Source organism: Arthrobacter sp. ok362, assembly GCF_900102785.1.
GTDB lineage: Bacteria > Actinomycetota > Actinomycetes > Actinomycetales > Micrococcaceae > Arthrobacter.
On record NZ_FNGC01000021.1, the window covers coordinates 23,379 to 40,939 of the forward strand.

The window sequence follows — 17,561 nt, forward strand, 5'->3', positions numbered from 1 at the left end:
GGACGCAGCGGACGGCTCTTCGACGCATCACGGGGACTCCGCTGCAGTCAGGCTTGACGGCCAACGAGCGGAAGATCGTAGTGCGCGGCATCAACCGTGAAGTCTGGATCGGGGCCCACATTTTCGGAGGACCATGGTGATCCATTACTGCTCGCCCCCAGTACCGATGTGCGCGGAGACTGGAGAAAGTCTAACCGCCGCAGTAATGCCGTTGGTCGGATTGGGGCTTCAGGAGTTTGCGCCAATATTCGCCATCTGGATCGACAGCGCTTTGCTGATCCCACTGAACCCGCCCTGGTTGAGTGCCGACGGGATGTTACCGGACGCGCCTACGCGCAGTCGTCGCAGACACCGGATACCGGTAGCTGGATCCCGTGCACGACGCAGACCGGTTTCGACCTGGGCGCTTCCTTTTTCACCGGGTTCACACGCGCTTCATATTTGAGCGTCAGCTGGGGCTCGGCATCCGCCGGCACGTCCTTGCAGTACGCCCGGTAGCATTCCAGGCGCTCGGCCGCTGCGGCCCGTTCGCGCTCGAGCTCGGTGCCCGGGACATCCCGGCCCGAGGCGCGCGGCACATGGTCAAAACCGGAACCGACCATCCCGTCTGTCGCGTGGACGACCAGGGACGAAAGCGCCGGCAGGCCTCGCTCCAGGCAAAGGTGAATCACCTGGTTCAGCAGTTTCCCGCTCCAGTTCGAGAGGAGCTGGCCGGTGTGGATCCCCGTTGCGTCAACAAGCCGTGAGGCGAGCTCCGAATAGGTGATGTAGCCGCCGTAGTTCCGGGCCACGCCTTCCAGCATCGGCACTGACGCCTCGGCCCACTCCTGGAGCGCTTGCGGGAAGGGGATCTTAACGTCGCGGTGCGGTTCACGCCACGTGCCAGGCAAAGCTGACATGGTCCTGCTTTCGTAGTCGGTGGGTGGTGCCGCATGAATCCTAGCGCCGGGGAACCCGGCATGACGCGCAGCACCGTGGCGACGCGCACATGGGCTGCTTCTGAACCTGGTTTTGGACCCCGCGGCCGTCTTCTTCCTTCTCCAACCGGCGCGTTCAGGCCCGTCATTTTGCAGACTTCGTTCCCGCCGAGTCAGCAGCCGCCGCACTGCTTCAATGTCTTTCTTTGCCACCTGAGAGGCAATAGGGTCTGGGTACGACAACAAATGGGGGGAGGACGTGGGTTTGTTTTCAGAAAGCGCGTCAGGCTCGGCAAGGGCTCCGCGTTCAACATTTCAAAGTCTGGTGTGAGTATTTCAAAGCGTCTCGGTCGCATGACTCTCAACAGCAGAAGTGGCGGTAGCCTACGTCTCCTGCCGGGCCTTTCCTTCAGGTTTGGCAAGCGGCGCTAGCGCACGAGGCAGCGAAACCGTCGCCAGTTGCAATGACCGGCAGGGGTTTCCTAGTCTGCCCACTCAGCACGAAGGTCGCTCCGGTCCTGAGCGGGTTGACTCGGGTTCAGGGGCGTGAGCTGTCAGGATCCAGTCACCGGCGCGCTTCCCCTCGTTGCCTTGGCCTATTCCAGACCTCAAGCCCAGTCCTTTAGGTCCGTTTCGTCTCTCGAGCACCGCGTGGAGGCTGGGCAACTTTGCATGTACGCTTTGTCCACTTGGAATGAAAGACCGGGAGCGCAATTGGGCTTATTCGAAAGACTTTTAGCATAGGTCTGACCGGCGGGCTTATTGGATACAGGTCGGAACCTGAAAAGGTAGCCAGGAATATCCGCCTTACAGCCAAAGCTACGCGGCAGGCAGCCATCGAGGCGCGGAGGCAAACTGCCTCCATCGAACGCGAGAACGAGCTACAAATTGCCTTGATGCAACGCCAGAACCAGCCGATTGAAGAGCATACTGCAGCCATGATTCGCCAACGCGAAGAACCGAATGCACAGCATGCCGCAGCTATGACTACGCCTGTTGCACCCGCGGATGATCTCAAGCTCGACCAAGCAAGAAGGACAGCCTTTGGCGTGGTTAAAGCCCACGAGGAGTCACGGCGGAAGCTTGGAGAAGAATAAAGCGCAACCTCAGGTCCATTCCATGTGACACCGCCGCAGAGCTTCAAGTGCGATGCTGGCCTGTACCGAAGCTGGGAAGTGCAGCGTGGGGGCGTAATTTGCGGCACTCGCTCGAGCAGTCCGTCTTCATTGAAGTTCTCCCCGACAAGGTGACGTCGTAGTAGTCGGCTTGGCTATCGACGTCGGGCTATGCTCTCAACTGTGTGCGGGCGGACAGCGCCGGCGTCTCCGTAACGTTTCTTCAGTTGCCGCAAGCCGTCTATGATCGCGAAATGGGGACTGGACTGACATTCAAGGCATTGACACTTTTGGCGTCGTCCGAGGAACAGGCGGACTATTGCCTGGGCCAAGAGCAATCGGGGATCCAGGGCTTTGATGCGTGTATGCGCGAACTCGAGCGCAACAGTAACCAGAGCGGGCTGATAACGCTGCTCATCATCGCCGGAGTCATCGCGGCCGTGTACTTCTACAACAAAGGGCGATCAGACAGGGATAAGGCAGCGCAGCCTCGTCCGGACTCACTCTGACCCTGAACTTCCAGCCGAAAGCATCCCACCATGGCAAAGACGGCCACCATCATCGGCGCGGCCGCAGCCGCCCTCATTCTTATCGGACTCGGGCCGCTGCCCATCGGCTACTACACACAGCTCAGATGGGGTGTCTGCATCGCCGCCGCCTGGATTGCTGTCTTGGCCTCGCAGAACGGCAAAGCGGGCTGGCTGTTCCTCTTGGTGCCGGTGGCCATCCTGTTCAATCCGATCGCCCCCGTGTACCTGATGACGAGAGCGGCCTGGGTACCTTGGGATATGGCCGCAGCTGTGATTCTGGCCGTAGCTGGAACTCAGGCGGACAAGGCGCCAGCGAAAACGCGCGCCTGAGCGTTGTTGGAAAACTCGCTGACGCAGAGGCCGATCGTTCGTGTCTGTCCCGGCCATCAGGGCTGGCCCTGCACTGTGGGCGACACGATGCCACAGACAGCGTCCATTACCTATTGAGGGCCGTCCCTGAACAAAGAGCGATATGCCGTAAGTGGACCGGATTGGAGGGCGACGACTGCAAAACCCGAAGGACGTCCGCCGACGACATCACGAACGGGGGTCGAACTAAGTGCCGCTGCAAAAGTGTCAACTAAGTTGGAACACCAAGATTTCGAGCCGATAGAAAACAGGCGGAAACAGTGGGATCAACTGTGCGGAATGGTTCAGATAGGCTGGAATCTCACATTGGCTGTAGCGGTTCCCTGAGCGCCAGCCGGCGGTGGGCTAGGGAAGCGACAGCACGCCGCGACTCAGGCGTCGGAAGCGTCAGCCATGTCGCCAAGCACGAGATAGTCGCCGGCGGCTTCCTGGAAGCCAAAGTCCGACCAGTACCGGCGAAGCGCGTCCTTCGCCGCTGCATGCTCCGGGCTGCCCTCCTCGGGCCCTCCGTCGGTGGGCGCGGGGGAGGCCTGCAGGATGACCAAGGTGGTGGCCCGGCCCACGGTGCCGAGGATCGCTTCAAGGACCGAGTGCCCGATCCGGTGGCCCCGGTACTTAGAGTCGATCCACAGCGAGGACAAGACCAACAGGTCACCGCCCAGTTCCATCCCGGCGCTGGTCATCAGGTCGGGCCGCTCGATGGTGAGCATCTCAGCGACATTGGCCAGTTCCTGGTCGACCGCGTCCAAGGTGTCGAAGAGGTCGATTAGGCCCGCGTCCGGTACGACCGTGAACCGCGCGTCGCCGACATGGACCTCCTCGCCGTCCCCGATGGGGATCCCCGCTTCATCCTGCTCCCAGACTGTCCCGTCGACGGCGACTGACCAGTTCATCGGATAGTCCTCGACGTCGTGATCCGGGCCCGGGATGCCCCGGTATTCGCAGCGGTAGTCGAACGTCATGTACTGGGGATCGAGAGCAACCATGAGGTGTCCTTCGGGCCGGGATGGCGAGGTGGTTACTGGAAGTCTATGCCGCCACCTAAGAAGAGGGTGGCGCCGAACCGTCACCGTTGTTCTTCCGCCCGGTCCAGCGCACCGACCAGAGGACGATAAGTGTTACGGCCAAGGCGACGATGGCAACCATCACCAGCATCGCCAGAAACACCGTTACGTGCCAGCAACCCAGTCGCAGCCCCGGTGCTGAAGGCGTGTCCGGGGAGTTTTGGCGACACGCGATCTTGGTCCGGAACGCTGTCGCAGGCCGGTGGGATGATTGCCGCATGACGGCTCCAACGGTGGAGGCAGCGATCAACGACCTGATGGATCGCGGCTGGAATGTTGTCTATGACCTGCTCTCGGAGCGGGGCCTGCTCGGTGACGGGCTGGACGTCGAGGAGTACACCGGGATCCATTCCTGGGTGGACGGCCTCATCCGGTACACGGTGGTCCACTCCGGGGCAGTGGCAGTGCTCTTCCTGGACACCCGCCCCGTGGACGCGATCATGTTCCATCACGACCTGCTCGGCGCCGATGACCCGATAAGCTTCTTCACCGTTCCTGGGTAAAGACGCTGCCTCGTTTTGGCCCACCGTTCATCCGGCGAAAGTGCGCCCCGGTTCCGGCCGCGTCGCGGGGTCAGGCCCGCGATGCGGCCGGAGCTGTCTGGCCTTGGTGGTCAGTTGAGACCGAGTGGACGCACGCCTGCGGCGGGCCCGTCGACCGCAGGCAACGCTCGAGTTGGCAGCTCTGGTGCGTTTCAGTTCCCGCTCCCGGTCCGCGCGGCTGACGTCCCCGGGTCGTACTGGAGGGAGGCGGCGTTGGGCAGCCAGGCCGCCTCCTCGTAGAGGCGGCTTAGCCGGCGCGGAAGCTTTTCCAGAACACGGTCGGTGCGGATCTGCTCCAGAGCGTCCACCAGGTAGTACGTGCTGGTCGGATGACCGTTGGCCGACGCGGCGGAACCGAGCTCCTGCAGCAGTGGGCGGGTCACGACCGCGTCCTGGTAGTCGCCGAGCAGGTCCTGTAGCTTCTTGGCCTGCCGGCCCAGCCGCCGGGCGGGTTTGCCGACGACAGGGGTGGCGACGTCGATTACGTAGCGGAGTTGCTTGTCGGCCTTGCGGGCCTCGTGCAGCGCCTCATCCCGCTCCGTCCCCGCGGGCAGCGCCTGGCCGGCCACGAGGTGACGGTCGAGCGTGCACAGCGCCTTGGCGATGCTCTTCGGCAGCTCCTCCGCCGCGGGCCGCGCCGCGCGCTCGGTGAAGGGCGGGTCGGCCGGCGGCCAGTCGAGCACTTGACGGAGCGCGGCGTAGCGATCGCTGTCGAGCGCGGCATGGGTGGTCTGGCCGCTACGGACGACGAGCTGGTCCAGCACGGTCCGGGCGTCGTCGACCACCGGGCCAACGATCAACTCCGACGGCAGGGCGTCGTGCTGTCGTTTCAGCTCTTTGAGTGTCTCCTGGGTGTCGTTCTCCTCGCCGAGCTGGCGGCCCAGCCAGGCCAGCTCGGCGCGCACCGGCCGGGTGACCTGCCGATCGAGGATGCGGGAGAAGCCGCGAAGGGTGGAACGTAGCTGGCGGATGGCAACCCGCATCTTGGTGACCGCCTTCGGGTCGCCGTCGCGCACCTTGCGCTCGGCCTCCCGAAGCGCCTTGGTCTGGGCGAGGAGGGCCTGCAGCACCACCTCGCCGGCCGTGGGCAGGGACGCGGTCGCCGTCAGGCTCTTCGACGAGCTGGTGCGGCGGGTGGACGGCTCTTGGGTGTTCGTCGCGGTGGTGGTCATTAGAGGGCTCCGATGATTGCGAGGCGGGTGCGGTCGGCGGAAGGGTCTGCCGGGGCGGTCTCGGGCAGCTCGGCGTCCAGGACGCCACCTTGGCGCAGGTAGACGGTGCGGGTGGCCAGCGCAGTGACCGCGGGCCGATGCGTCGTTGCGATGATCGTGCGACCTTCGACGAGCCGGCCCAGCGCCTGGACAACGAGTTCCTCGGCGTGAACGTCCAGGCCGGCAGTGGGTTCGTCGAGGAGCACGACGGGGGCGTCGACGAGCAGTGCGCGGGCGATGCCGACGCGCTGGCGCTGCCCGCCGGACAGCCCGGTCCCGCCGGTACCGACGGTGGTGTCGAGCCCGTCGGGGAGGTCCTCGGCGAACTCACTGACCAGGGCCGCCTCGGCGGCGGCAGCCACCTCGGCGTCCGTGGCGGCGGGGCGGCCGTAACGGATGTTGTCGACCAGTGTGCCGGAGAACAGGAAGGTGTCCTGCAGGACCATAGCCACCTGCTGGTGCAGCCAGTGCTCCGGGACGTCGGGGACGGAGTGCCCGTCGAGCAGGACCTGGCCGGTGGTGGGACGGTAGAGGCCGCCGATCACGGACAGGAGGGTGGACTTGCCGGCGCCGTTGTCACCGAGCAGGGCGATACGCTCGCCAGGGGTGACGGTCAGGTCGACGTCGGTGAAGACCGGTCCGCGGCCGGTGCCGTAGTCCAGCCCGACCTTGCGCAGCTCGATGCGGCCGTCGACGCGGGCCGGCAGCGGCTCGTCGGTGCCCTGGTGGTCGGTGGGCTGGTCGAGGATGTCGGCGATCCGTTGGGCGGAGGCGGCGCCCTGGGTGAAGCTGGGTGCCAGCTTGGCCAGGGACTTCATCGGCGCGAGCATGCTCTTGAGGTAGCTGGTGACGACCACCAGCACCCCGACCTGCCACCAGCCGTTCAGCGCTCCGCAACCGCCGACGAACAACACCAGCGCCGTGCCCACGGCGGCCACCAGCTGCAGGGTGGGGGAGAACTTGGCGCTGACCTTGACCGAGCGCAGCGACAGGCTGAGCACGTTGTCGTTCTGCGTGGCGAACCGCTGGTCCTGCACCTGCTGGTTGCCGAACGCGTGCACTGTGCGGATGCCCATCAGGGACTCGGTGACGAGCCCGGTCAGGCCGCCGGTGGCGGCGCGCTTGCGACGGGCGTACTGCCGGGTCAGGCCGGCGAAGTGGTTGGCGGTCAGGAACACCAGCGGGGCGACGACGAGCCCGATCAGCCCGAGGCGCCAGTCCACCGCGACCATCACGGCGGCGGTACCGACCAGGGTGAGCACGGACGGGACGAGGTCGGTGCCCACATCCCGCAGGGTCGATTCCACCGTTGACGTGTCGGAAACGACCCGGCTGGTCAGCTCGCCGACGGCCTGCCGGTCGTGGAAGGCCATCGGCAGCCGCTGGGTGTAGGCGAACACATCCGCGCGGATGCGCGAGGTGATCCGCTGGCCGGACCCATTCATGTACATGTCGCCCAGGTAGGAGAACATCCCCGCGGCAGCGGTGATCAGCACCACGGCGCTCGCCGCGACCAGCAGCATCGCCATCGACGAACCGCCGAACCACCCGGCGACGGTGTGCAGGATCGCGCTCTTGCCCTGGCCCTTGTCCTGGAGCAGGTCGTTGATGACCAGCGCCAGCGGCCAGGGGGCGGCAAGATTGGCGGCCATTTGCCCGCCGTTCATCAGCACGCCCAGGACCAGCGACTTCCGCTCGGGCCGGCCGTAGTCCTTGAACCGCCACAGCTCGCGCAGAGTGCTGAGATCCCAGCGCGAACGCCGACCGGCGCCCTGTCTTTGGGGTTTGACTGCGTTGGCCAGGGTGAGACGGGTTTTCGAGGGATGGGGCCGTTGGCCGCAGGAAACGCTGAACAGCGATTCGGGGGGGTTCTTTTCAGGCGTTGTCCTGGGTCGCAGGTCGTTCTTGGACTGTGCGGTCATGGGTTGGTCCTCTGTGCAGTGCGGGACGGGCTAGGGCGCCGACGGTGCGGGGTGCACCACGGAAACATACATTGTATGGAACTGCAACCATACAATGTATGGAAGATGAAGCGCAACCGTAGCCGTGCGGGCGACCGTCATCCGCCGCCGTGCGGCCGGGGCATTTTTCATACGATGTATGAATCTGGTACCGTCCCCGTATGGAAAAGGCGAAGAGTCCCCCGCGGGGAACCAGGAAGAGAGAGGTGCCTCTGAGCGAGGCCGGGATCTATGCCGCCGCCCTGCGGCTCATCGACGCGGACGGGGTCGAGGCGCTCACCATGCGCAAACTCGCGACCGCGCTCGATGCGAACCCGATGTCGCTGTACCACCACGTGCCGAACAAGGACGCCGTGTTGCATGGGGTGGCCAGAATGGTCGGCACCCAGTTTCGCACTGTGACGCTGGAGGACGCTCCCTGGCAGGAGCGCCTTCGCCTTCTCGCCATGGATTTCCGGACGCTGGCGCACCGCCACCCCATGTTCATGGGCTACTCGTTCAGCCACCACGTGGACTTCATCCAGCCCGAAGACCCGTTCTTGGTTGCGCTCACCGCGATCCTGGACGCCGCAGGAGTGCCTCACTCGGAGCTCCCGAATTTCACCGCTCTCGGGGGCGTTGTCATCACCGGTGTCCTCACCGCCGAACTCAACGGCGCGCTCCACCGGTGGTCGAGCCTCAAGCCCCCCACTGACGGCGAAGACGGGCTCACCCCTCGAGGCCGTGACGTCCGAATCTTCCGCCTGACGCTGGACACGATGATCATAGGCCTGGAGAGCCAACTGGGCGCCGATGGTGCCGGCCAGGGCGCCGGCCATTGGATTGCGCAGTCCTGAAGCGTTGCGGCCTCAGAGCGCCCGTGGTCGGGCGGGCTCAGGCCGTAACGCACGAGGATCACGCAACAATGTCGCGAAGGCCCGCACCGACAGTGTGGCCGCGTGCTGCGAGCGGGAAGGTAGTGCTCTGCTGTCAGGTTAAACAGCGGAGCACCACCCCCGACGTCGTGCTGGAGATGGCGCTCTGCAGTTTTCCACTAGGTGAGTCCACTCGTGGCGTGCGGCGCCGGTGTGGGGTGTCCTGCGCACCACAACCGGCAGGGTTTCCTTCTCCGCTGCGCGAAGGAGGAAATCTGCCTGTTGCGGAATGTGGTCAGTTAGACAGTTCGTACGGCGATATCGGCGGAGAGGCGGGGGAGACGTGGGAACCAGGCGTTCTCGCCTGGTTTCCCGATGTTGACCACCAGGAACGCCCGGTGTGTGGTGCCGGCGTTGAAGTCCGCATCGACGCCGGCGGCGTCGAATCCGCCCATGGGGCCTGCATAGAGTCCGACTGCGCGTACCGCCATGATGAAGAACCCGGCTTGGAGCCAGGCGTTGTTCCTGCCGATTTCGGCGCGCATGGTGCTGTCGCCGTCGAACATTGCTTTGCGTTCGGGTGCGGGTGGGAAGAACGTTGGGAAATGTTCGTGCCAGTCGCTGTCATAGGACAGCACCGCGACTGCCGGGGCGGTGCGGGTCTTTCCCTGATTGTCTTCGGCCAGGAGCGAGGCAAGGCGTTGGCGTGCTTCGGGTGACTGGACCCAGGTGATGCGCAGCGGCTGGTTGTTCATCATCGTGGGGCTCATCTTCGTCAGCTCGTAGATCGCGGCCAACGTGTCGGCTGACACCGGTTCGGAGGAGAATCTGTTGGCGGTCCGCGCTTCGAGGAACAGCCGTTGGGTGCTCTCGGAGTCGATGGCGAGAGTGTCGTCGATCGTGGCTTCGGTTGTGGTGGGGTTCACGGTGTTCCTTTTGTGTGTTCGGGTATGGGCGTGCTTGATCCGATGTCCGAGCATCGCTCTCCGCTAGGGGTTCGGGCCCGCCGAGTGGAACGACGGCAGGAGGGTGAGGCTCTCGGAGACGGAGTCGGAGGTGAACATCACGGCGCGATCCGGGCGGACAACCGCAGCAGCGATCCGGTGTCGGACGAGCCACTGATGGAGCTCAGATCCGGGGTCGGGGACGACGGGCGCCGCGCCCTTGTGAAGGATCCGTTCGCGCTCCTCGGGAGTGATCGCGAGAGCCAGCAGCGCGAATCCGTCTCCGGCGACGTCATCGAATCGGTTGGCGTCCGGGGTGACCGAGGTGCGGGCGTTCGGGCAGAGACGTCCGACGGCGGAGGTGCGGGCGAGTGCCGAGAGCCGAGGGCCGAGGGGTATAGCTGTCCATGACTGTGCGGGACGGCCTGCCACGAGGTGCAGGCCGGGTGCGAGGAACCTCCGCAGGCCAGTACCGACCCGACCACCCGCGGTCATGGTGAGGCCGAACAGCTTTGCGACGGTGATGGTTCTTCTCGCGTGCCGCTTGCGCTCGGTCTGGTAGCTGGCCAGCGCGGTTGCGGGGAGGTCGCCGGCAAGAACACCGGCGAGCTTCCAGGCCAGGTTCATCGCATCTCGGAGTCCCGCCCCCATGCCCTGACCTATGAAAGGAGGACTCAGGTGAGCGGCGTCGCCGAGGAGGAAGACCCGGCGGTCGCGCCACTTATTGGCGACCTGGGCGCGGAAGGTGTAGTCGGCGACCCGGATCACGCGCAGATCGTCCACCGGGACGTCGCCGGTCCACGGCCGGATCAGCGGATGGAGGGTATCCATCGTCGCAAAGTCGGCGGCATTCTCGTCGGGCAGCAGCCGGAACTCCCAGCGGTAGCGGAGCTCACCGACGCGCATGTAGGTACCGGCGCGCTGGGAGTCGCACAGCTGGTGGATGCCTTCCCACTGGTTCAGTTGCGCCGAGGTGTCGATATCGACAACCAGCCAGCGCTGTTCGAAGCCCAGGTCCTCCATCTCCGCGCCGATGGCCCCCCTCACCACGCTGCTGGCGCCGTCGCAGCCGAGGACGTGGCTGGCACGGACCGACTCGCGTGCCCCCGTGGCACGATCCGTGAAGTCCACCTGGGCTTCCGCGTTGCTTTGGGTCACACGCAGAACCTCGACATTTCCACGCAGGGTCACCGTAGGCATGATCCGGAGGTTGTTGCGCATGAGCTGCTCGAGGTCCGGCTGGTCAAACATGTTCGCTTGGGGATAGCCGTGGGCGCCGCCATCGGCCGGTCGCTGGAACTCCGCGAGCACTCGGTGGTCGGGTGCGAGCAAACGTAGTCCGTGTGCAGGGCGGCTGAGCCCAGCGAATTGCGTCCCCACGCCTAGACGGTTGAGGATGCGATAGACCTCGTCGTCGAGATGTACCGCCCGTGGCAGCGGATAAACGCCCTCCCAGCGGTCCAGGACGAGGCACTCGACGCCGTATTGGCCGAGTAGGGTGGCGACAGCCAGCCCGGAAGGGCCAGCGCCGACCACGACCACCGGCGCCGCGCCATCGTTGTGGGCGCTCATACTATTGCCGCCGTAACGAGAACAAGATAGCTGACGAGTCCCGCTACCGTGAGGACGATGATCATCGATCCGCCTTTCGTGCTGGCTGATGCGTAATCCGCCATCGGACGCCGTACTCGTCGAGGGCGCACTTGACGGTCGCATGCGATGCCTCGTCAGCACTCACGGTGACGACTATCGTGCCGTCCTCGATTTCGGTCTCCACGGCGTGCACGGCGGCCATCTCCCGCAAGGCCTCGCTCAGCACTACCCTGGTGGCGTCCGCCCGGAGCGCGAGCTTGTATAGTTTGCCGACGCCAGTGACCGGAAGCTGGTCGACGATTGTGACCGACTTCGGCGAGGACGCCCGTTCCCCGACCCGGTCATCCGCCCATCGGATCAGGTCCTCTGTCCTGGTGGTCGCACCCGCAGCTAATGTTACGTAGGCGACGGGTACCTCTCCCGCATACCGGTCGGGTCTGCCGACCGCCGCTGCGCCCGTCACGTCAGGGTGGGTGAGGAGGGCGTCCTCGACGATTGCGGGGTCGATGTTGTGGCCGCCTCGGATGATCAGATCTTTGGCACGACCGGTGAGCTGGACGAATCCGTGTTCATCGACCTGTCCGAGGTCGCCGGTGTCGAGCCAGCCGTCCCGCAGTTTGCCAAGGCCGTCGAGCAAGAGGCCGTCGGGGCCGTTGCTGATGACGTAGCCGGGAAAGACCGTCGGGCCCTTGATCACCAGCTGGCCGCTTATGCCTAGTCCGACATCATGCCAGTGTCCATCGTCGTCGACGCGCACCGACTTGATCTCTTGGTAGGGCAGCCGACAGCCGAGCGAACTCCCGGTGGCGCCTGGGAAGCTCCGTACACTAACGCACGTCCCTTCCGTCAGGCCGTACCCTTCGATGAGGGCGACGCCGGTGGCTGTCTCGAAGCCGGCACGCACGGCGGCGGGCAAGGGACTGGCTCCGACCATGGCGTGGCGCAGGCTGCTGATGTCGGCATTCACGACAGACGCGGCGAGCGTGGCGTAGACGGTAGGGACGGCGCTCATCGCGGTAAGCCGGTGGTGCTCGACCAGCTTCCAGAAGACGCCGTAGAGGGCAGGGTCGCGGTAGCCCAGCGGTCCGGACCACACGACCGACTGGCCCTTGAAAAGGGGAGCGAGGACGGTTACCACGAGGGCATTGACGTGGAACAACGGCAGGGCGGCGAAGTACACGGCGTCCTCGTCGAGGAGGTCGTTGGCTGCGAGCATCCAGGCGTCGGCGACCTCGTTGGCTTGGGTGTGTGCCGCCAGCTTCGGGGTGCCGGTCGTGCCGCCAGTGTGGAAGAGCGCCGCGAGATCGCCTGGTCCGGGCTGATCACCGTGGAACTGCTCGGACGACGCGTCTGCTGCCCGGCGTGTCAGGTAGTCCACGCTTGCGTCTCCGACGGTCGAGGCCGGGCCGGCTGGTGCCTGCCCGGTCGGTGACATGAGGAGCACGCAGTCCACCAGGCCCTTCTTCGCGAGGCTGAAAGCGGCCTCGGTGACGACGGGATCGAGATCGGGCCCGGCGGCCACCAGCACACGCGCGCCCGAGCGCTGGAGCAGCTCGGCAATGTGGTCCTCGGACAAGCCGGGGTTGATCGGGACGGCGATTCCGGCAGCCTGGGCGGCCAGGGTCGCGGAGATGAGCTCCTGGCAGTTGGGCGAGAGCAAGGCCACGGTGTCCTGGCGGCCGACCCCGATTTCTGCCAGCAGGTTCGCTATCCGGTTCACATTGGCGAGAAGCCCAGCGAACGTCAGCTTGACGGGTTCCTGCCAGCGTTCAGTGTTCCGAAGTACTGCCGCCGCCGTCCGATCCGGCCAGAGCCGGGCGGCTCGACACAGCAGCTCGTACGTCGATGCCGGAAGTCCGCGTTCGGAGAGGGGGGTCCTCTCGATCTCGACAATGTCATCTGGGCTCGAGTACCGCGGCCAGAGGGGCATGCCGTTCACCGGGCGTCCCTCACCGTCGTGCGCTGGCGCCCCAGGTCGATCTTCCCGTCGTCGGTGCTGATGGCGATCTCGATGACGTCACCGCTCTTGAGGTACTTCGGATTGCGGCCCTGGGCCTTGAAGAACAGGCGCCACTTAGTGGCCGGGGGTAGCAGATTGCTGATGATCTCGACTGGCTTCGGTGGTGCGCTCAGTGCGGTGCCAACAGGGGTGCCGGTCAGGACCAGGTCGCCCGGGGAGAGGTGCTGGAAGCGGGTGAGGGCCCGCAACGCCTGGACGGGGAGGTAGATCATGTCGGCCACCGTCATGTCCTGACGGATCTCGCCGTTTACCCACAGCCGCAACCGCAGCTCGCCAAAGCGGTTCCAGTCCTCCGCGTCGAAGAGCACGAGCGTCGGCCCGGTGGGCGTAAAGCTCGGGTAGGACTTGGACTCGTAGAACTGGGTCTTCGGAAGTTGCAGGTCGCGGGCCGAGATGTCGTTGGTGATCACGAGCCCAGCGACGTAGTCGGCGATCGTGTCCTCAGTGATCACAGAGCCGACCGGGGTCTCTTGGCCCATGACGAGGCCGATCTCAGCCTCGTAGTCGAGGAACCGCACGTGCCCGGGCCGGACGACGTCGTCATGGGGCCCGCTGATCGAGCCCGAGGACTTGCGGAAGAAGGTCAGTGGGATTTTTTTAGGATCCATGCCGGCGTCCCTCACGTGTGAGGCGAAGTTCGTCATCTGGGCCACCACGCGGCACGGCACTGTGATCGGCGAGATGAGGTCGAGGTTTTCCACCGGGACAGTTTCGCTGCCGCCGATCGCGGCCTGGATGGCCGCCCGATCGGCGAGCAGCTCGCCCGTGGTGGTCGCAGGGGTGGCGATACGGGCTGCACCGGTGGGCGTGTGGACCCACCAATCTTCGGCGGTACGCAGGATGGAGACGGTCATGAGGTGGCTACTTTCATCAGGCCGCGTAGGCGCGTGAAATCGAACTCGTTGTCGTCGCGGAGCGCGGAGACCATCGAGGCCAGCTCGCGCAGCGACTCCCGGCCAGGGGCGATACCGAGGAAGTCCTTGCTGGCCGCAGGGCCCCACTGGGCGAGACCGGAGGCGGACATTTGTGCCCAACCGGGCTCGAGGGTGCAGTCGAACATGTCCCCATCGGTGAAGTGCTCCACCAGGAAGCCGTTGGGGTCGCGCCAGTAGTCGAAGATTTGGCTGCCTTGGATGTGGCGGCCGATCCCCCACGAACGGTGGTACCCAAGGTCGCGCAGAAGCTCACCGCCGGCGGCGAGGGCGTCGAGGTCAGCGACCTGGTATGCCGAGTGCACGTAGCGATTCGTCGGGCCCAGCGTCATCGCGATGGTGTGATGGTCGGTTGGTGTCGAACCCCGGTCGCAGCGGATGAAGCTCATTGTCGGACCGCGCTCGCGCTGGCCCGGGTAGTAGAGGAAGTCACTGACGATCAGCCCGAGATGCTGCAGGTACCAGTCGAGCGTTTCACGGTACTTTGTGCTCTGCAGCACGACGTGGCCGAGGCGCTGAACCGTCGCTGGTTGACGCAGTGGCCGCTGGGTCTGGTTGGCCCGCGTCAGCTCGTGGCCGACGTTGAACGTGAGGGGCGTCTGGGCCGGCAGCGAAGGGAGTTTGTGCGTGTCTGCGACGACGCGAATCGCAGCGCCGCTCGGATCCAAGAGGTCGACCCCTATGCCACCGATCGTCTCCGGTAGTTTTTTCGAGGTCGTGCCTGTCGCGTCAGCCAGGCGAAGGACGTCCGAGGCCTCGGCCGCAGTGAACGCGGCACCAAGGTACTGCGATCTCGGTCCGCGCCGTACGATCACGCACGGCGCTCCGGTGTCGGTGCCTCGGAGGTGCAGCTCGTCAGGGGTGCGCAGGCTCGTGGCGAAGCCGAAGGCGTGCGCGAAGGTCTCTGCAGCGAGCAGGTCCGGCTTCTGGAACTCGAGCCAGGCGATGTCATGCACCTTGATGATCGGGTTCGCCGCCCGTCCGCGGTGCTCGCCTCGCAGCGCCCCTTGCTCACTGTGCAGGTCGCTGTGGGTCCCAAGGTGGTCATGGTGGTCGTTCATGGATGGCCTCACTTTCTGAATATATATTCGGTTATGAAGATATCGTCAGTCAAGGTAGTTGAAGATTTCTTCACTATTTATGGCGCGCTGGTAGGATTCCTATGACCGGATGACTTCAAGGAGCCAGCGATGACCCAAGCCCCAGCCTCGTCCCCGGAACCAACCCGGTCCCATCGACGGAAGGCGCAGACTCGCGCCGCGTTGGTCCGGGCAGCACAGTCCTTCCTGGCTCAAGGACAGACCAACACGCCGGTGCTGGAGATCACTCAGGCCGCGGACGTTGGGATCGGCTCCTTCTACAACCACTTTGAGTCGAAAGACCAGCTGTTCGAGGCAGCGGTCGAGCACGTCATGGACCTCCTCGGCGCGGTCCTCGACGAGCTCACCACAGGCGTCGACGACCCCGCCGTCGCGTTTGCGACCAGCTTCCGGTTGACCGGTCGCTTCCACCGCCGTGAACCTCAGCTCAGCAAGGTGATCCTGCACAACGCCCTCGACCTCCTGGGTGCGCAGAAAGGACTGACACCGCGTGTTCGGCGTGACATCGAGGCCGGCGTCGAATCCGGCCGGTTCACAATGAAAGACGTCGACGTCGCCGTGGTGTGCGCCGTCGGCGCGGCAACCTTCCTCGGACAGCTCATCCATGCCGAACCGGACCGCGACGACGCCGAGACGACGGACCGGGCGACCGAGGCGCTGCTGCGAATGCTGGGTGTGTCTGCCAACGAAGCGCATGCAATATGTCGCAGTCCACTCCCCGAACTCCGTACTGCCGGGCTGCGCGGTGCCGTCGACGAGGTGACAGCGAACGGAGACGCTGCCCGCTGAATTGCCTGACCTCGGGATGAGAGCCGGCGCCGGTGCTCCCTCAAGCACCGGCGCCCACTCGCTCCTGCCGAGGTGGTCTTGACGAACTTCTGTTCAGGTGTCAGGGCACCAGGATGAGGCGGATCGGGTCGCCGATCTTGTTCGCCAGCCGGTTCACCGCGGCGGCGGCCTCGGCGAGCGGGAAGTGGTCGGTGATCGAGGGGGCGAGGTCTAGACGGCCGACCTCGGCCAGCCGGACCAGCTCGCTGACGGACTCGGGGGTGCCGCCGTAGTGGCCGCGCACCTGCTTGCCGAGGTAGTTGAAGGTCAGGCCCTCGGTGATGGTGAGGGGCCTGGGGCTGATGCCGACCAGGATGAGGGCGCCGTTGAGGCCGAGTACAGAGGCGGCCTGCTCTCGGACGGCGGGCACGCCGGCGCAGTCGAAGGCGAAGTCCAAGCCTCGTCCGCCCGTAGCCGTGCGGATGTGGTCGGCGAAGTCGTCGGCGGCGGGGTCCAGGGCGAAGTCCGCACCGAAGGCCAGGGCACGCTCGCGGGCGCTGGGCAGCGGGTCGACGGCGATGACCGGCGCGGCGCCGGCCATGCGGGCGACGCGGACGTTGTGGGCGCCGACTCCGCCGACGCCCCAGATGCCGACGGACTGTGCGGGACGCACCCCGGCGGTGGCAACGACGGCGGCGTAGGGGGTGGAAACCGCGTCGGGGATGATCGCTGCCTGATCGAAGGGGAGGTTGTCGGGGATGGGGATGAGCGTGTCCTCGCGGGCCACGGTGTACTGGGCCCAGCCGCCGTCGTAGTCGATGCCGGCGGTGAGCATCTGGGTACAGGGGCGGCGGCGCACGCAGCCGGCGCACTGGCCGCAGGTCTTGCCGGCCTCAAGCGTGACGCGGGTGCCGACGGTCAGGCCGCGCTTGAGGTCGGGGCCGAGGGTGTGGATCACACCGGCGACCTCGTGTCCGACTGTGACCGCGTCGGAGGTGGCGAACAGCGGGACGAGGGAACCGTCGAGCAGGTGGACGTCCGACAGGCAAACACCTGCGGCCTTCACTTCGATCAGAATTTCACCCGGGCCCGGAACGGGGACGGGGACCTCCTCCACGGCGAACTTCTTGCTGTCCAGGTGGAAGCGTCCGGCGAGCATGGTATGCATAGTGATCTGCTTTCTGTGAGCGGCATTTCCCGGAGGTTCGGGCCTGCCGTGGTTGTGGTCTTTCGCAAGTGGGTGGTGGCCGGGAGGGTGCGGTGTCGGGTCCGCCGCACCCTCCCGGCGTCTGGGGAATCAGGAGATTGGGTGAGCACCGCCGTGGTTTTCAGTCAGCTGCGGTCTCGCAGTACCAGCCGGCCCATGGCGCATGGGTCAGCACCCCAGCCTGTCGGTGCTCAGGGTGAGCAGAGGAAAGGTGCGATGGTGGACATGTCGTTGCGTCGGTGTTGCCGGTGGCTGTCAGCATGCCTCCTTGAGGGGCGGCCGCGGCCTGGGTTTCCGTCGCCATGGTGATTCCTTCGTTGACTTGCTTGTCTCGGTGGTTGAAGGTCCGGCCCTCGGTGATGGTGAGGGGCCTGGGGCTGATGCCGGCCAGGATGTCCTGGTGGAAGCGTCGGGCGAGCATGGTGTGCATGGTG

General features: G+C 65.5%; 18 protein-coding genes. 7 read left to right on the forward strand and 11 right to left on the reverse strand.

Annotated features, from left to right (window positions below):
- Positions 1-329: 329 nt before the first annotated feature.
- Positions 330-899: a hypothetical protein gene (locus BLQ10_RS20500; protein WP_139164306.1), complete on the reverse strand. Its 570-nt coding sequence runs from the start codon at positions 897-899 to the stop codon at positions 330-332.
- Positions 900-1,163: 264 nt separating this feature from the next.
- On the opposite strand from BLQ10_RS20500, the gene BLQ10_RS23165 reads away from it, so the two are divergent.
- The 4 genes from BLQ10_RS23165 to BLQ10_RS20515 all read left to right on the forward strand — a co-directional run bounded on the left by BLQ10_RS23165 (position 1,164) and on the right by BLQ10_RS20515 (position 2,892).
- Entirely contained in the window at positions 1,164-1,349 is a 186-nt protein-coding gene (locus BLQ10_RS23165) for a DUF4236 domain-containing protein (protein WP_091564843.1), read from the forward strand.
- 464 nt (positions 1,350-1,813) lie between these two features.
- Positions 1,814-2,014: a hypothetical protein gene (locus BLQ10_RS22210; protein ID WP_139164307.1), complete on the forward strand. Its 201-nt coding sequence runs from the start codon at positions 1,814-1,816 to the stop codon at positions 2,012-2,014.
- A gap of 272 nt (positions 2,015-2,286) precedes the next feature.
- The gene (locus BLQ10_RS20510) at positions 2,287-2,541 is read left to right on the forward strand and encodes a hypothetical protein (protein WP_091564844.1); all 255 of its coding nucleotides are present in this window, start codon (positions 2,287-2,289) and stop codon (positions 2,539-2,541) included.
- Between the two features lie 30 nt (positions 2,542-2,571).
- Positions 2,572-2,892, forward strand: a complete 321-nt coding sequence (locus tag BLQ10_RS20515) for a DUF6804 family protein (protein ID WP_091564845.1) — start codon at positions 2,572-2,574, stop codon at positions 2,890-2,892.
- A 410-nt stretch (positions 2,893-3,302) separates the two neighbouring features.
- Here the strand turns inward: BLQ10_RS20515 and BLQ10_RS20520 are convergent, their stop codons facing one another.
- The gene (locus BLQ10_RS20520) at positions 3,303-3,917 is read right to left on the reverse strand and encodes a hypothetical protein (RefSeq protein WP_091564846.1); all 615 of its coding nucleotides are present in this window, start codon (positions 3,915-3,917) and stop codon (positions 3,303-3,305) included.
- Positions 3,918-4,213: 296 nt separating this feature from the next.
- Here BLQ10_RS20520 and BLQ10_RS20525 point away from each other — a divergent pair, with 296 nt between their 5' ends.
- On the forward strand, positions 4,214-4,498 hold the full coding sequence (locus tag BLQ10_RS20525; RefSeq protein ID WP_091564847.1) for a hypothetical protein: 285 nt from the start codon (positions 4,214-4,216) through the stop codon (positions 4,496-4,498).
- 191 nt (positions 4,499-4,689) lie between these two features.
- On the opposite strand, the gene BLQ10_RS20530 is transcribed toward BLQ10_RS20525, so the two are convergent.
- Both BLQ10_RS20530 and BLQ10_RS20535 read right to left on the reverse strand, forming a co-directional pair.
- On the reverse strand, positions 4,690-5,709 hold the full coding sequence (locus tag BLQ10_RS20530; protein WP_091564848.1) for a CHAD domain-containing protein: 1,020 nt from the start codon (positions 5,707-5,709) through the stop codon (positions 4,690-4,692).
- On the reverse strand, positions 5,709-7,670 hold the full coding sequence (locus BLQ10_RS20535) for an ABC transporter ATP-binding protein (protein ID WP_091564849.1): 1,962 nt from the start codon (positions 7,668-7,670) through the stop codon (positions 5,709-5,711). The genes BLQ10_RS20530 and BLQ10_RS20535 overlap by 1 nt, the downstream gene beginning before the upstream one ends.
- 245 nt (positions 7,671-7,915) lie before the next feature.
- Here BLQ10_RS20535 and BLQ10_RS20540 point away from each other — a divergent pair, with 245 nt between their 5' ends.
- The gene (locus BLQ10_RS20540) at positions 7,916-8,545 is read left to right on the forward strand and encodes a TetR/AcrR family transcriptional regulator (RefSeq protein ID WP_217635844.1); all 630 of its coding nucleotides are present in this window, start codon (positions 7,916-7,918) and stop codon (positions 8,543-8,545) included.
- Between the two features lie 317 nt (positions 8,546-8,862).
- On the opposite strand, the gene BLQ10_RS20545 is transcribed toward BLQ10_RS20540, so the two are convergent.
- The 5 genes from BLQ10_RS20545 to BLQ10_RS20565 all read right to left on the reverse strand — a co-directional run bounded on the left by BLQ10_RS20545 (position 8,863) and on the right by BLQ10_RS20565 (position 15,113).
- On the reverse strand, positions 8,863-9,489 hold the full coding sequence (locus tag BLQ10_RS20545; protein WP_254785695.1) for a malonic semialdehyde reductase: 627 nt from the start codon (positions 9,487-9,489) through the stop codon (positions 8,863-8,865).
- 63 nt (positions 9,490-9,552) lie between these two features.
- A complete protein-coding gene (locus tag BLQ10_RS20550; protein ID WP_091564852.1) occupies positions 9,553-11,079 on the reverse strand; it encodes a bifunctional 3-(3-hydroxy-phenyl)propionate/3-hydroxycinnamic acid hydroxylase MhpA in 1,527 nt (508 codons plus the stop codon).
- 61 nt (positions 11,080-11,140) lie between these two features.
- Complete coding sequence (locus BLQ10_RS20555; RefSeq protein ID WP_091564875.1) at positions 11,141-13,030, reverse strand: acyl-CoA synthetase; 1,890 nt, start codon at positions 13,028-13,030, stop codon at positions 11,141-11,143.
- A gap of 5 nt (positions 13,031-13,035) precedes the next feature.
- Complete coding sequence (locus BLQ10_RS20560; RefSeq protein ID WP_091564853.1) at positions 13,036-13,974, reverse strand: fumarylacetoacetate hydrolase family protein; 939 nt, start codon at positions 13,972-13,974, stop codon at positions 13,036-13,038.
- Positions 13,971-15,113 (reverse strand): VOC family protein, encoded by a 1,143-nt coding sequence (locus tag BLQ10_RS20565; RefSeq protein ID WP_091564854.1) that lies wholly within the window; start codon positions 15,111-15,113, stop codon positions 13,971-13,973. The genes BLQ10_RS20560 and BLQ10_RS20565 overlap by 4 nt, the downstream gene beginning before the upstream one ends.
- 129 nt (positions 15,114-15,242) lie before the next feature.
- On the opposite strand from BLQ10_RS20565, the gene BLQ10_RS20570 reads away from it, so the two are divergent.
- Positions 15,243-15,941 (forward strand): TetR/AcrR family transcriptional regulator, encoded by a 699-nt coding sequence (locus BLQ10_RS20570; RefSeq protein WP_091564855.1) that lies wholly within the window; start codon positions 15,243-15,245, stop codon positions 15,939-15,941.
- A gap of 100 nt (positions 15,942-16,041) precedes the next feature.
- Here BLQ10_RS20570 and BLQ10_RS20575 read toward each other — a convergent pair whose 3' ends face one another.
- Positions 16,042-17,088, reverse strand: coding sequence for a zinc-binding dehydrogenase (locus BLQ10_RS20575; protein WP_091564856.1), 1,047 nt, complete (start codon positions 17,086-17,088; stop codon positions 16,042-16,044).
- Positions 17,089-17,248: 160 nt separating this feature from the next.
- Positions 17,249-17,557, reverse strand: a complete 309-nt coding sequence (locus BLQ10_RS20580) for a hypothetical protein (protein WP_091564857.1) — start codon at positions 17,555-17,557, stop codon at positions 17,249-17,251.
- Between the last annotated feature and the right edge of the window lie 4 nt (positions 17,558-17,561).